The organism is Streptomyces sp. NPDC047974 (genome assembly GCF_040653375.1).
In the GTDB taxonomy this organism is placed as follows: domain Bacteria; phylum Actinomycetota; class Actinomycetes; order Streptomycetales; family Streptomycetaceae; genus Streptomyces.
Map to the genome: position 1 here is coordinate 57,955 of NZ_JBEZNU010000034.1, position 13,080 is coordinate 71,034.

12 protein-coding genes and 3 pseudogenes are annotated in these 13,080 nt (G+C 68.4%); 8 read left to right on the forward strand and 7 right to left on the reverse strand.

All coding sequences use genetic code 11. The features are described from left to right. Nucleotides 1–145: 145 nt before the first annotated feature. A complete protein-coding gene (locus AB0E19_RS32920) occupies nt 146–1,597 on the reverse strand; it encodes an RICIN domain-containing protein (RefSeq protein WP_362186797.1) in 1,452 nt (483 codons plus the stop codon). Between the two features lie 423 nt (nt 1,598–2,020). On the opposite strand from AB0E19_RS32920, the gene AB0E19_RS32925 reads away from it, so the two are divergent. Further along, the gene (locus AB0E19_RS32925) at nt 2,021–2,458 is read left to right on the forward strand and encodes an SRPBCC family protein (RefSeq protein ID WP_362186800.1); all 438 of its coding nucleotides are present in this window, start codon (nt 2,021–2,023) and stop codon (nt 2,456–2,458) included. 46 nt (nt 2,459–2,504) lie between these two features. After that, nucleotides 2,505–2,669, forward strand: a pseudogene (locus tag AB0E19_RS32930) (MerR family transcriptional regulator); the annotation flags it as partial. 376 nt (nt 2,670–3,045) lie between these two features. Here the strand turns inward: AB0E19_RS32930 and AB0E19_RS32935 are convergent. Next, on the reverse strand, nt 3,046–3,504 hold the full coding sequence (locus tag AB0E19_RS32935; protein ID WP_362186803.1) for a carboxymuconolactone decarboxylase family protein: 459 nt from the start codon (nt 3,502–3,504) through the stop codon (nt 3,046–3,048). Between the two features lie 87 nt (nt 3,505–3,591). On the opposite strand from AB0E19_RS32935, the gene AB0E19_RS32940 reads away from it, so the two are divergent. Together AB0E19_RS32940 and AB0E19_RS32945 are read left to right on the forward strand one after the other, a co-directional pair. Continuing rightward, nucleotides 3,592–4,467, forward strand: coding sequence for a sigma-70 family RNA polymerase sigma factor (locus AB0E19_RS32940; RefSeq protein WP_362186806.1), 876 nt, complete (start codon nt 3,592–3,594; stop codon nt 4,465–4,467). Nucleotides 4,468–5,242: 775 nt separating this feature from the next. Continuing rightward, nucleotides 5,243–5,695, forward strand: a complete 453-nt coding sequence (locus AB0E19_RS32945; RefSeq protein WP_362186809.1) for a hypothetical protein — start codon at nt 5,243–5,245, stop codon at nt 5,693–5,695. A gap of 139 nt (nt 5,696–5,834) precedes the next feature. Here AB0E19_RS32945 and AB0E19_RS32950 read toward each other — a convergent pair whose 3' ends face one another. Further along, nucleotides 5,835–6,098, reverse strand: coding sequence for a hypothetical protein (locus tag AB0E19_RS32950; protein ID WP_362186812.1), 264 nt, complete (start codon nt 6,096–6,098; stop codon nt 5,835–5,837). 126 nt (nt 6,099–6,224) lie between these two features. On the opposite strand from AB0E19_RS32950, the gene AB0E19_RS32955 reads away from it, so the two are divergent. Together AB0E19_RS32955 and AB0E19_RS32960 are read left to right on the forward strand one after the other, a co-directional pair. Then, the gene (locus AB0E19_RS32955) at nt 6,225–6,608 is read left to right on the forward strand and encodes a DUF6188 family protein (RefSeq protein ID WP_362186839.1); all 384 of its coding nucleotides are present in this window, start codon (nt 6,225–6,227) and stop codon (nt 6,606–6,608) included. Nucleotides 6,609–6,631: 23 nt separating this feature from the next. Beyond that, nucleotides 6,632–7,303, forward strand: coding sequence for a hypothetical protein (locus AB0E19_RS32960; RefSeq protein WP_362186815.1), 672 nt, complete (start codon nt 6,632–6,634; stop codon nt 7,301–7,303). On the opposite strand, the pseudogene AB0E19_RS32965 reads toward AB0E19_RS32960, so the two are convergent. Next, nucleotides 7,295–8,173, reverse strand: a pseudogene (locus AB0E19_RS32965) (IS5 family transposase); the annotation flags it as partial. The gene AB0E19_RS32960 and the pseudogene AB0E19_RS32965 sit on opposite strands and share 9 nt — an antisense overlap. Nucleotides 8,174–8,591: 418 nt before the next feature. Continuing rightward, nucleotides 8,592–9,476 (reverse strand): EamA family transporter, encoded by an 885-nt coding sequence (locus AB0E19_RS32970; protein WP_362186818.1) that lies wholly within the window; start codon nt 9,474–9,476, stop codon nt 8,592–8,594. A 69-nt stretch (nt 9,477–9,545) separates the two neighbouring features. On the opposite strand from AB0E19_RS32970, the gene AB0E19_RS32975 reads away from it, so the two are divergent. Next, nucleotides 9,546–10,400, forward strand: coding sequence for a LysR family transcriptional regulator (locus AB0E19_RS32975; protein WP_362186821.1), 855 nt, complete (start codon nt 9,546–9,548; stop codon nt 10,398–10,400). 264 nt (nt 10,401–10,664) lie between these two features. Next, nucleotides 10,665–11,177 (forward strand): DinB family protein, encoded by a 513-nt coding sequence (locus AB0E19_RS32980; RefSeq protein ID WP_362186824.1) that lies wholly within the window; start codon nt 10,665–10,667, stop codon nt 11,175–11,177. 7 nt (nt 11,178–11,184) lie between these two features. On the opposite strand, the pseudogene AB0E19_RS32985 reads toward AB0E19_RS32980, so the two are convergent. Further along, nucleotides 11,185–11,451, reverse strand: a pseudogene (locus AB0E19_RS32985) (IS630 family transposase); the annotation flags it as partial. Between the two features lie 365 nt (nt 11,452–11,816). Continuing rightward, on the reverse strand, nt 11,817–11,990 hold the full coding sequence (locus tag AB0E19_RS32990) for a hypothetical protein (RefSeq protein WP_362186827.1): 174 nt from the start codon (nt 11,988–11,990) through the stop codon (nt 11,817–11,819). Nucleotides 11,991–13,080: the final 1,090 nt, after the last annotated feature.

The following is a 13,080-nucleotide window of genomic DNA, read 5'->3' on the forward strand; positions in this document are numbered from 1 at the left end:
CTTACTCAAAACTCATCACAGGTGAACAGTCGGCGACCGTTGGTTCAGACCCGTTACGGTTTCGTAATCAATTGAAGGCGTCGCCCCTGCACGAACGAGTGCCCCTCCACCGCGAGGGTGGAGGGGCACTCGGAGGGGTCCGGCGTCAGGCGATGGTCCGGATCCACTGCTGGTTCTGCCCGCTGTTGCAGGTCCACTGGTCAAGCTTGGCGCCGTCGGCGTACGAGTAGTCCGCGACGTCGAGGCACTTGCCGCCGAGTCGGGCGACCAGCTGGCTGTAGCCGGCGTCACCCGTCGGCTCGATCTTCCATTGCTGGGACTTCACGGAGCCGCACGTCTTCTGGACGACCGGCGCGCCGTCCTCGAGGGACGCCCCGCTCACTTCGAGGCACTTGCCGCTGTTGCGGGCCATGATCTGGACGTAGCCGCTGGTGCCGACGTTCTTGAACCAGTACTGCTGGTTGATGTCCCCGCCGCAGCCCCACTGGACGATCGCGGCACCGTCGGCGGAGTCGAAGTTGGAGACGTCGGCGCACTTGCCGCTGCTGCGGACCGACAGGGTCTCCCAGATCACGTTCATTCCGGTGACCTTGCCGGCGGCGGCGTCGATCGTGATCGTGGGCGAGTACTCCATGGTCATGGTGGTCTTGGTGGGGAACTTCAGCGGAAGCCAGACGTACTGGGAGTCCTGGACCATGCCGCCCATGGAATTGCCCCAACGGTCACCCATGTAGAGGTAGCTCGTCCCGCTGGTCCCCTGCACCGGGAGGACGTAGGCCGTCTGGCTCCGGTAGGTGGTGGAGTTGCCGACGTCCTTCAGGCCGCTCCAGCCGCCGGTGACGCTCGTGGCGGTGGCGTACTTCTGCTGGTTGGGCGCCCAGCCCGTGGCACCGGAGGTGAGCAGGAAGTACACGCCGTTGCGCTTGAACATCGCGGGAGCCTCCCGCGACTGCCCCGCCCACAGCTTCTGCACCTGGGCGGCGATACCCGTGTAGTCGGCCGTGAGACGGTAGACGTGCAGGTCGGCGTTCTCGTTGGCCGCGGAGATCATGTATCCCGCGCCGTCGGTGTCGACGAAGGTCGTGATGTCCCGGGACATGTGACCCAGCGGACGGAAACTGCCGCGCCAGGAGTAGTCACCGTCGACGGTCGAGGAGACCGCCACGGCGGCACGCGCCTCGGAGTAGTCCGTGGCGCTCCCCTCCTTGTGCATCCACATCACGAACTGCCCGGTCGAAGCGTTGTACATGACCTTGGGCCGCTCGATGTTGGCGCCCTGGAGCTCCGGATCGGTCTCCTGACTGAGGACGTGGTTGCGGAACTCCCACGTCTTCAGGTCCGTCGAACGGTAGGCCGACACGTACCGGAAGCTGTTGTCGGCATTGCGGTCCTCGCCGAACCAGTAGTAGTACTCACCCACCTTCACGACCCCACCGCCATGAGCGTGAACGGGATTTCCCGCCGGATCGGTGAACTGGGTGGCATTGGAGACGGACACCGACGCGGCATGAGCCGTACCCATGGCGCCGACGAGGGACAGGAGGAGAGCGGACAGAGCGGCGAAGACCACCGATGCCCCGGTTCTTGTACGCGACATGATCACTTGCCTCTTGCTGTGCGGATCCGACACGGACGACGTGCCGTCCGCGGCGAACCGGATGTGCCTGCGAGGGGGGTGGGTTAAGCGAGTGGATGCATACAGAGGAGGTGTACGCGAAGGCGAGGGCCGACCGGACCCGTGGATGCGGAGTGACCGGTCAGGGCAACGCGGCCCGTGCGGAGGGAGGTGGCCGCCGTGTTACGGCTGCGCGTCGCCTCGTCTTGTTTACGTTAACGCGGGGTGCTGGGAAGAGTTTGAAAGCACGAGAAGGGCCTGTCAAGAGACCACGGGCGCCGGCGCACCCGGCCCTGGTGCCGTCGCCCGCTGTCCGGTGCATCCGGACCGGCCGCCGGGGCGGAATCCCAGGTGACCGGCCGGTGTCGCTTGCGCCGGTGGAAACACGGGAGGAAGGCCGTCGCGGTGATCGGAGTGGAGCGGGTGATCATGGTGCGCAGGCCCTTGGCCGAGGTGGTGGCGTACCTGGAGGACTTCGGCCGCACCGAGGAGTGGGACCCCGGCACCGTCCGCTGCGTACGGCTCGACGACGGGCCGGTGCGGCCGGGTGCGCGGTGGCGGAACACGTCCCGGTTCCGGGGCCGCACGACGGACCTGCGGTACGAGCTCGTGCTGAGGGAGTCCGCCCGGCTGCTGTTCCTCGGGGAGAACAGGACGGTGACGGCACTGGACGACCTCCGGTTCGCCGCGGAGGGAACGGCCACGCGGCTGACGTACCGCGCTTCGCTGAAGTTCAAGGGATTCGCCCGGCTGGCCGCGCCGTTCGTGCGCGGGGAGTTCGAGCGGCTGGCGGACGAGGTGGCCACCCGTCTTCCCACGGCCGCCGAGGCGTGGCGGTCCTGACGCGGTCCCCCAGCTCGCATCGTTTCCGCATCGTAAGGTGGTGAGCATGTACGGCACCGCCCATGGGATGACGACCGGCGCCGTGGCCCGGCGACTGGGGGTCTCCCCCACCACCGTGCGTTCCTGGGACCGGTGGTACGGGATCGGACCCGCCGTCCGCGCCGGCGGTCGGCACCGGCGGTGGAGTCCCGCGGACGTCTCGATGCTGGAGGAGACCCCCCTCGCAGGGCCGTCGACAACGGCCGGACCGATACGGGCGGGCCTGCCTGTCCCGACACGCACGAGGTCGCTCCAACAGGCGCGGGACCTCGCCGGCTGGGCGAAACCGTTCCTGCAGAGGCCGGACGGTGTTCACCGATGGGGGGGTCTCCGCGTGCAAGGGAGCAGCGTGGGCTCATGGCCACCGCTTGCCGTTCTGAGGGCCATCCCCGCGGGCTTGGGAAGCAGCCCGGCGGGACGTCGGCTTCAGCCCGCTGCGCGGTGACGACCCCGGCGCGGGCAGCTACGGTCAGGCGGCCTCACCACCCGTGCCAGGTCACTCGAGCTCACTCACCACTATGCGGTCCGTGGGTAGAGCTGCGCTGGGCTCAGCCCCAGGTCTGGCCGGCCGGTTCCTTGATGGTGCGGTTGATCCTGTTGAAGAAGTTGGTCAGTGCGATCTCCAGGTTGATCGCGCCGATCTCCTCCTCGGTGAAGTGGGCGTTGGCCTCTTCCCAGATCTCGTCGGTGACTCCCTGCGCACCGTCCTGCAGTCGGGTGGCGGCTTCGGTCAGCGCCAGTGCCGCGCGCTCCGCATCGGTGTAGAACGGTGCCTCACGCCACGCCGCTACGTTGTGCAGCCGTTCGTCGGTGTCACCGGCCTTCTTCCCCCCGGCGACACTGGCGTAGACGCATGCCGAGCAGCCGTTGATCTGGCTGGCGCGCAGGTGGACCAGCGCGAGCAGCTTCGGGTCGACGCCCCCGGCGGCGATCGCCTTCTGCAGGTGCCCGACCGCCTTCCACACGTCGGGGTTGTCGGTGTTCTTGTTCTTCAGTCGGTTCTGCATGGCAGGGTGCTCTCCTTGGTCGGGGTTACCTTGCGGGGCTGGTGCCCGTCACCCCTATGACGGAGCAGCTTCCAGGGAGGTAACACCATGTCCGGCGCGCATCCCGCCGATCCGATCGCCGAGGCCTTCGAGGCGCACCGCGACCGGCTCACAGCCGTTGCCTACCGCGTGCTCGGCTCGCACGCCGACGCGGACGACGCGGTCCAGGAGGCGTGGCTGCGGCTGTCCCGCCAGGACGCCGACGCCATCGACAATCTCGGCGGCTGGCTGACCACGGTGGTCGGCCGCATCAGCCTCGATCTCCTACGCTCGGGCCGCACGCGCCCGACCATCTCCCTCGACGACCAGGTGCCCGAACTCACCGTGACGCTCGACGATGGCCCGACTCCGGAAGAGTCTGTGGCACTGGGCGACTCGGTGGGCCTGGCGCTGCTGACGGTCCTGGACTCGCTGCGCCCCGACGAGCGTCTGGCATTCGTGCTGCACGACGTGTTCGCCGTGCCCCACGGGGAGATCGGCACCATCCTCGGCAGGTCCGCCGACGCGACCAAGATGCTCACCAGTCGCGCCCGCCGGAAGGTGCAGGCCGGCCGGCAGCCCGCAAGCGACCGACAGCAGCAACGCGAGGTGGTCGCGGCGTTCTTGACCGCGGCCCGCGAGGGCCGGTTCGAGCGGCTGCTGGCAGTTCTCCACCCCGAGGTGGAGTTCACCGTCCACACCCCCGCCGGACGGTTCGTCACGATCGGGGCCACCGAGGTCGCCAGCCGCGCCCGAGTGGCCGGCGGCGCGGCACACGGACATCCGGCGACCGTCAACGGGCGACCCGGCGTCATCGCCTGGAACGAGAACGGCACCCCCCTGTCCCTGCTCGCCTTCACCGTCACCGACGGCCGCATCACCGAGATCACCGCCGTGGTCGACCCGGGCAAACTCGCACTCATGAACCTACCGGACCCGGTATGACTGCCCACCGGCGATGCCTCGTCGTCCTCGACGTGGTCCACGCCGACCCCGCAAAGGGACAACAAAGCCACCCGTGGGCGGAGAGCACAGGGGACCGGGATTGCCGTGAGCACTGTCGTATGAGGTCGGCCCTTTGATGACAGGTTGACCTCGGGACATCGTCGAAGGTCTCAAGCGATAGGCGACACCGCGTCAGAGCTCCGGTGCATGGACCTTGGCCCTGAAGCAGGTGACGGAGTGTTGATTCTTACGGCAGTGGACTACGAGGCCGGCGCCGTTGAGAAAGACACCGAAGCAGGTGCCCTCGACATGGACGGAGGCGAACTCGCCGGCGTAGATGCGACCGACACGGAACCGGGGACGGACGACCATGACGACGCCGCCAGCGGGGACCTTGCGCTCGACGCGGTCTGCGCCGGCGGGGACCCACACCGGCGTGATGCCCGAGCCTTCCGGGCGGGCCGGAGAACGGGAATGCGGGGGCTGCGGTGAACGGCAGAGGCCGAAAAGCGCGGCCCGATGCCGTGTACTGCTCGACAGCCTGTCGTGCCAAGCAGACGCGGGGTCCGGGCCGGCCGGTCCCGGGACCATCCCCACACATCCAGGGGAGCAGCCGCGGGGAGTGCGGCGCCGGGGCGATGGAGGTCTGCCCGCCGCACGGACCGGGGCCGGACGAGAAAACCCCCGGCCAGCCCCGGCCTGCGTCATCGAACCAGGACGGGACCGGGTCGGGGATCCGCTGAGCGGTGTCAGAACCTTGCTGAATCATCGGGCCATGCTGATTGCGACCAACGAACGCGGCCACGTAGTGAAGCGGCCCTCCAAGCCGGCCATCGGGAAGATGCTGGCCGATCTGCAGCGCGGGAACGCTCACCTGGTCCTGGAGCGGCTGGACACGGGACGGCCCGGAAGCTGGTACATCCAGGTCCTGCTCCGCGAGAACAACACCTTCCAGCTCGAATACCGGGACGGCGTGCGCGAGCTGCACTTCCAGACACAGACGATCTCCCAGGAAAAGGTCCTCGGGGCCCTACTCGGCTGGGCCGGTACGGCACCGGACTGGCAGGACTGCTTCATGTGGAACAACATCTCCGAGCAGTTCGCCCCGAGAGACTCCGCGAGCCCGGAACGTCCAAGCAGCCAGGAGCCCCCACTGGCCCGCATACGGACTGACCCGGGTCGTCAAAGGTCCGACGGCACGAACCACACAGTGACCAAACTCCAGTGACACCCCGTCAAGGTCCGGTGGCACAGGACACAGCCGATGCTGTCCCGTCTCACTGAATCGAGTCGCACTCTCAGCGAACCAGGTCGTCCGGGCTTCTGTCTCAGCGAACCAGGTCGTCCGGGCTTCTGTCTCAGCGAACCTAGTCGCCCGGGTGAGACGGCCCACCGTCATCGTCCACCGGGGCGCGAAGTCGGCGACGCGCCGCCTCAAGACGCTCCGAGTAGTCCGCTGCAAAGACTCCGGGGAGGGCCTTGTCCAGCGTTCCCGCGAGCCGGTGGATCAGAGCCCACACTGCTGCATCATCCACAAGACGGCTGAGGTCCGTCATCTGCACTCGCTCCAGCCAGTCCGACAGGACCAGGGCCTCATCAGGAGTGAGGTTGATGGTGATCTGCTCGTCCACAGCCTGACCCTAGTTCCAGCCACGCCGCCCAGGCACGGGAAATCCCACCGCCCTCGACTGCCAGATAGGCCAAGGTGCACCGATGAGCACTGAAGACAGCCCGTCGAACACGAGGACCGGTGGGTCATAGACCTTCACGGGACGAGCGTCACGCAGGTCACCGTGGACTTCCGACTCGTCCTGGGGCTCGACTCGCTCGGGGAAGTCACGCTGGAAGCACCCGTCGACCTCTCCGACGACACACCCCACACCAACCCGTCCGTGCTCCTGAACCCAGAATCGCAGGACGTAGCAGCAGCCCTCGCACTCTTCGGAGCGAAGGCCCTGTCGGCGGTCGCGTTCAAGTCCGGCACCCTACGTCTCGTTTTCGACACAGGCCACCACCTGACCTGCTCGCCCGATCGGTCCTTCGAAGGACGGCAGGTCACGGGTCCAACAGGATGGCTCATCACATCACTGCCTGGAGGCGACCTCGCCGTCTGGTCCGGCTCCGGAGCGAGCGAGTCCTGAGCCGTGTATCGAAAACGCTGTTCATGGTGCCCATCGGTGGCTACGAGCAGCACTGGATGCGCGAGCCGTGGGGGTACGCGTCACCTCTTCAGCCAGAGTTGAACGCGTTCAATGAATCTGGCAAGGTATCTCTCCACGGCCACTCCCATCGGTTGGCCGATGCAGGCTCAGGGTGGGAGGTCCTGATGGCGGGCGGAAGCAGGCTGCGTGCGTGGGGAGCGGCCCTCGGTGGCTTGATGGTGGTGCTGGCTGCTCTGACGGCGTGCGCCGGCCCCTATCAGTACTACGAAGGAACAGGGGTCCACGACACCACGGCGGCCGAAGTCGCCGGGGGCTGGGAAAACGTCGAGGGGACCCGCGTGATGCTTCGCAAAGACGGAACGGCTCTTCTCGAAAAGCTCGACGGGCAGGACTTCGACTTCGAGGACGGCTGGCGCCTCTCGGGTACGGGAACCTGGAAACTGACCGACGCCGACGGCGGACAGGTCGTCCGACTCATGCTGACAGCCCGGACCCAAGTGGAGAGCCGCTCCCCCGCGACGGCCACTGACGCCTCGACTCCTGAACCCCCATCGACATACGCGTGGTCCTTCTACGTGGACCGCGACCAGCACGACGAGCTGAAGCTGTTCTTCTTCTACGGCGATCCCGATATCGGGAACACCTACGTGATGACGCGCGAGACAGGGTCCTAGCCATTCGTTGATCGCTGCGACCAGCACGGTCGCCTCGTAGCGGACCGCCGGCTTGTCGTAGCGCGTGGCGACGGCGCGGTTCCTCTTGAGTCGGTTGATCCCGCACTCGACCGCATGACGCTCTCGGTGGTCGGCCGGATCGAAGTGCGGCGGCCGGCCGCCGCGAGAGCCGAGCTTCTGACGGTTGCGGGCCTGGTCGGCCTTGTCGGGGATGGCGCAGCGGATCCCGCGGCGGCGCAGGGAGGCGCGGTTCTTGCGGGAGGCGTACGCCTTGTCAGCCCGCACTCGATCGGGGCGGACACGCGGCCGACCCGGCCCGATGCAAGGCACGCGGACCTTCTCCAGCACGGGCTCGGACTGCGGTGAGTCCCCGCGCTGCCCGGCCGTGATCACGATCGACATGGGCTTTTGGCCCTGCTCGACGGCGAGGTGCAGCTTGGTGGTGAACCCGCCGCGTGAGCGTCCCAGCCCGTGATCACCGGGCTCGGTGAACACGCCGCCCGGCGGTTCCTTCTGCAGGTCGTCCTGCTTGCGGGCCCCGGCCGCATGCTGATGAGCGCGGCACACCGCGGATTCGGCGCTCAGGTCCCATGTGATCGCGCCCCTCGCATCGGCCAGGGACTGAAGCCGAGTGAGGATCCGGTGCCAGGTGTCGTGCCGCTGCCATCGGCGAAACAGGTCGTAGACCCGGCCCCACGGCCCGTACCCAACGGGGACGTCCCACCAGGGAACACCGGTCCGGACCCGGAACCGTATGCCGTCGATCAACTGCCGCCGAGGCCAGACCGGCGGCCGTCCCGCCCTCGTTCCCTTCGGCAGCAACGGCTCCAGCGCCGCCCGCTGCTCGTCCGTGAGATCTCCCCGACCCATGAGCCGAGATCATTCACAACTCAAGATCCACTTTCGACACACGGCCTAACGGCTCGCGGGGAGAGTCCTCGTTCGTGCATGTGTGAGCAGGCGAGCGTCGCAGCGGCGTCAGGGCCACAGCGTGACTCGAGACGGCCTCGCCTGAATGCCTGGCGAGCAGACCCCGGCATGCGGACCTGCACGCGACGCCTTGATCGCTGGGGGTGCCTTCGTCGTCTGGGACGGCCGGATCCCGGCCGATCGGCTCGCACACAACGCACTGTGCCCACACTGGGGTGCGGTGCACAGGGGAGGCGTACCAACGACCGGTTCGGCTCAGCTCGGGGACCGCCGAGTCTGCGAAGCCGAACGTCATCGCCTTGCCGAGCGACAGCAACCCGAGCATGGTGGCGGGCGGGTCGACGACGGCTCCGGAGAGTCAGCGGCGCGAGGTGAGGATGCTGAGGACGTTGGCGCCGACGACGGCTCCAATGGCGGCCCCTTCGGTCCAGCCGAGGGCCTGTCCGAGGCCGATCCAGCCGACCAGGGCCGCGAGCACGGGGTTGACGCTCATGAACAGGCCGAAGGCGGCGGTCGGCACGTGGCGCAGCGTGAACAGGTCCACCAGGTACGGCACGGCCGAGGCGAGGACGCCGGCGACGACGGCGTACCCGAGGGACGCGGCTGTCGGCGGGTGGCGCAGCACGACGTAGAGCCCGACCGGCAGAAACATCAGGGCGGACAGCAGCGCGGCTGCCGCACTGCCCTGCGCGCCGGGGACGCGGCCGCCGACCGTGCGGTTGAGCAGGATGTACGCCGCCCAGCAGACGGCCCCGAGCAGGCCGAAGCCCATCCCGACGTAGTCGGTGGAGGGCTGCGGGCGCATCAGGGTGACGACCCCGGCCGCCGCTATGACGGCGCACAGCACGTCCACCCGGCGGCGGGTGGCGGCCAGGGCGATGGCGAGCGGGCCGAGGAACTCAAGGGTCACGGCGAGCCCGAGGCCGACGCGGTCGATGGCGGTGTAGAGGGAGAGGTTCATCGTGCCGAAGACGACCGCGAGCAGGATGACGGGCCGCCACTGCCGCCAGGTGAAGCTCCGCAGCGCGGGCCGGCCGACGGCCAGCAGCACGGCGGCGGCGACGTACTGGCGGACCGCTACGACCCCGACGGGTCCGAGGACGGGAAAGGCGAGGGAGCCGGTCGCGGCGCCGATCTGGTTGGACAGGCCGCTGCCGAGCATGGCGGCCACACCGGCCGGGGAGGTGCGGTGCGTCTGCTCGGTGCGCGTCGCCGGGGCAGGTCCGGCCGGGGCTGTTTGCATGGGCCGATGGTGGCGCCGGACCGTCCTTGCACAAAATGCATGTGCGCATCAGATCTATACGCTAGAGTCATGGATGTGGAACTTCGGCAGCTGCGCTGTCTCGTCGCGATCGTCGACGAAGGCACCTTCACCGACGCCGCGCTGGCGCTCGGCGTCTCGCAGGCTGCCGTCTCTCGGACCCTGGCCTCACTCGAACGAGCGCTCGGCGTACGGCTGCTGCGGCGCACCTCCCGGTCGGTGACCCCGACAGGCACCGGGGCGCGCGTGGTGACGCACGCGCGGCGGGTGCTCGCGGCGGCGGACGAGCTGGTCCGGGACACGACGGCGGGGCAGCACGTCCTGCGGATCGGTTACGCCTGGTCCGCCCTCGGCCGTCACACCCCGGCCTTCCAGCGCCGGTGGGCGGCGGCGCATCCGGGGACCGAGCTGCACATGGTCCGAGTCAACTCCGCGACCGCCGGGCTGGCGGAGGGTTCATGCGACCTGGCCGTGCTGCGCAGACCGCTGGAGGACCGCCGCTTCGACTCGGCGATCGTGGGGCTCGAACGGCGGCTGTGCGCGATGGCCGCCGACGACCCGCTGGCCAGGCGCCGGTCGCTGCGTCTGGCGGACCTGAGCGGCCACACGCTGCTGATCGACCGGCGCACCGGTACCACGACACCGGAGCTGTGGCCGCCTGAGTCCCGCCCCGCGACGGAGGAGACGTACGACGTGGACGACTGGCTCACCGCGATCTCCACCGGCCGCCGCATGGGCATGAGCGCGGAGGCCACCGCCAGCCAGTACCGCAGGCCCGGCGTGGTGTACCGCCCGGTACGCGACGCCGAGCCGGTCGCGGTGCGGCTGGCCTGGTGGCGGGACGACCCCCATCCGGCGGCCCCAACCGTGATCGAACTGCTCACCGCCCTCTACCGCAAGGCGTGAAAGGACCCCGGACACCTTTCGAGGCCGGCAGGGACGTCATCGACGATGACCGGATGCGCCCGGCCCACACCCCGAGGTCGTACAGGCCCCTTGTCGCGGCCGAGTTGGCGCCCAAGAAGGTCCACCTTTCCAGGCCCCGCCACGCAGAAAAAAATTGCAGATCGATCACGATCCCATACGCACCCTAATGCCGCATCAGGCAACGTTCGCCCTGTAGTGAGGCCCCGCCTGTCGACGGCTTCGGCCGCTGGCGATAATCAACCGATGAGTGCCGTCGATCGCCCTATGCCGCCCCTGAACGCCGACGAGCGCACGACGCTTGAAAGCTGGCTTGACTTTCACCGCACCACACTGGCCATGAAGTGCGAGGGGCTGGACGATGAGCAGGCCGCCACGGCGTCCGTGCCGCCGTCCGGCTTCACATTGACCGGCCTGGTCCAGCACATGGCGGAGGTTGAGCGGAATTGGTTCCGCCGCGTGTTCACTGGTGAACAGGCTCCGCCTATCTACGACCCGCAGGCCGATCCGGATGGTCCCGACGGTGGTTTCGATGTGGCTGAGGGCTCCACCCTGGGCGACGCCCTCGCCACCTGGCAGGCGGAGATCGCCCGCGCCCGTGAGAACTGTGCCGAGCGTGCTCTGACCGATACGGGGCGCTTCATGGAGCAGGACGTCAGCCTTCGCTGGATCTACGTCCATATGATCGAGGAGTACGCCCGCCACAACGGCCACGCCGACCTGGTCCGGGAACGCGTCGATGGCACGACCGGCGTGTAGCGCCGGATCAGGCCGTGTTGGCCCGGTCGACGACCGCGCGTAGTCGCTGGTCGGCGGCGTGGCGGTTTCGCCAGATGATGTAGCGGCGGATCATGCTGCCCTGCTCCTTGTGGCTGGCGTGGTCGGTGCCGTCGAGGGTGAAGTAGCGCAGCGCGGTGAACTGGGCCTCGATGCGGTTGAGCCAGGAGCTGTCGGCCGGCGTGTAGGACATCTCGACGCTGTTCGCCACGGCCCAGGCACCGACCCACTGGCATCTCTTCGTAGTCAGGTGCGGGAAGCAGCGGATGGCGTCCAGGCCGCCGAGGCCGGTCACGGGACCGCCCCTCGGATGCGGGAGCAGAAACATCGCCGCGAGCTCGTCCTACGAGTGTGAGCAGAGGAGACCGCACGCCGCCGGCATGACGTCCTCGGGACCATCCCCACGAGCGCGGGCAGCAGCTCGTACCGCGCGATCGAGGGCAAACGGACCACGGGTCCATCCCCGCGCACGCGGGGAGCAGTACCGGCCCACGGCCCGCGTGCTTGAGCTCATGGGACCATCCCCGCGCGGGCAGGGAGCAGTGGCCGGGCAGGTCGTCCATGACGTACCGCAGGGGCCGATACCCGCGGCTCCACGGACAGCACGCGCGGCCCTGGCGATCAACGGCGCCGACGCCGCCCGAGCGTCGCGGCCAACTCCGGAAGAGCCCGGACGACAGACGTGATGTTGGACCGGTCGGCGCGCAGCAGCGCCACCACGTAGACAACCGCCGCACAGATAATCGCGGTGCACAGCACCACCAGCACGGCAACAACATAGGGATCGAGGGGCATGTGTGGCACTCCTGAGGATCGAAGGGACAGCATGTCCCCAGAGATCGGCCGGAGGTCTGTGATCGATCTCCACGTCCGAGCTCCCAGTGCGGCGCTGATCCGATCGGCCGGAGGCCGACCGGGGCCGGACAGGGCACGGAGGATCGCCAGTTCGGGGCGGACCAGGGGCAGGCTCTCCGCCGCAAGCAGCGGGCCGCTTCGGCTAGGCAGCTCCTCCCTTCCCAATCTAATGAATGGCCCTCTCGTCCGGCCGGAAAGGCAATCTCCCTGGCCGGCGGCTTGCCGATGTGCAACAAAGGAGAGAGCGCCGGTTCACGGCCACGACCTCGTCGTAGTCAAAGGCGTACCGGCAGACGTACTTTGGCCCCGCTTCCTCTCAACGTGTGGTGGGAGGGAGGCGGGAAGCAGCGGTCTTCGGTAGTTGAGCGGATGGAGAGGGGGGCGAACTCCGGCCAGACCTCTCACCGGACGCCCCCGCCGCGCTGAGGTAGCAACGACGAGGACCATGTGTCGACAGTCAGCCAATTCCCCACCCCGAACGTCACGTAATGGGCCAGGAGGACGCTGACGCCGTAGCCGTCGTGGCCATGGGGACGGTGACCGTGCGTCGAGATCCCCAGGGGGCGCCAGTTCCCGGGCCGCCCGATAGCCAGACCGTCGTTCAGGCTGGTCAGGGCTGTCCAGGGTGGCCGCAACGCCAGCGCGGAGCGCCGCCGAAGGCGCCCTTGACCGACCGGACCAGCCGCATACTCAGCCGTCGGGCGGCCCGTCACGGCCTCAGCCCAGGCGAGGAATTACGTGACGCTGATCATGAAGATCGTGGGGAATTACTTGACCGCTGACAGGACTCCGCGCCCAAGTACATTCAGCTCGAAGCGTTCGACAAGAACGACAACGCCATCAAGAAGAGCGACGGCACGCCCGTCGAAACCATCCTGACCAACCCGGCCCACGCTCAGCAGCAGCAACAGCGACGCCGCCAAGGAATCCTGTGCCCAGCCTCGCCGCCCTGACCCGACTCGTGCCACCCCCCACAAGCCCGCCTGCCACCGACTGGAACACGGTCGAAGCCCTTCTGCAGATGCCGCTG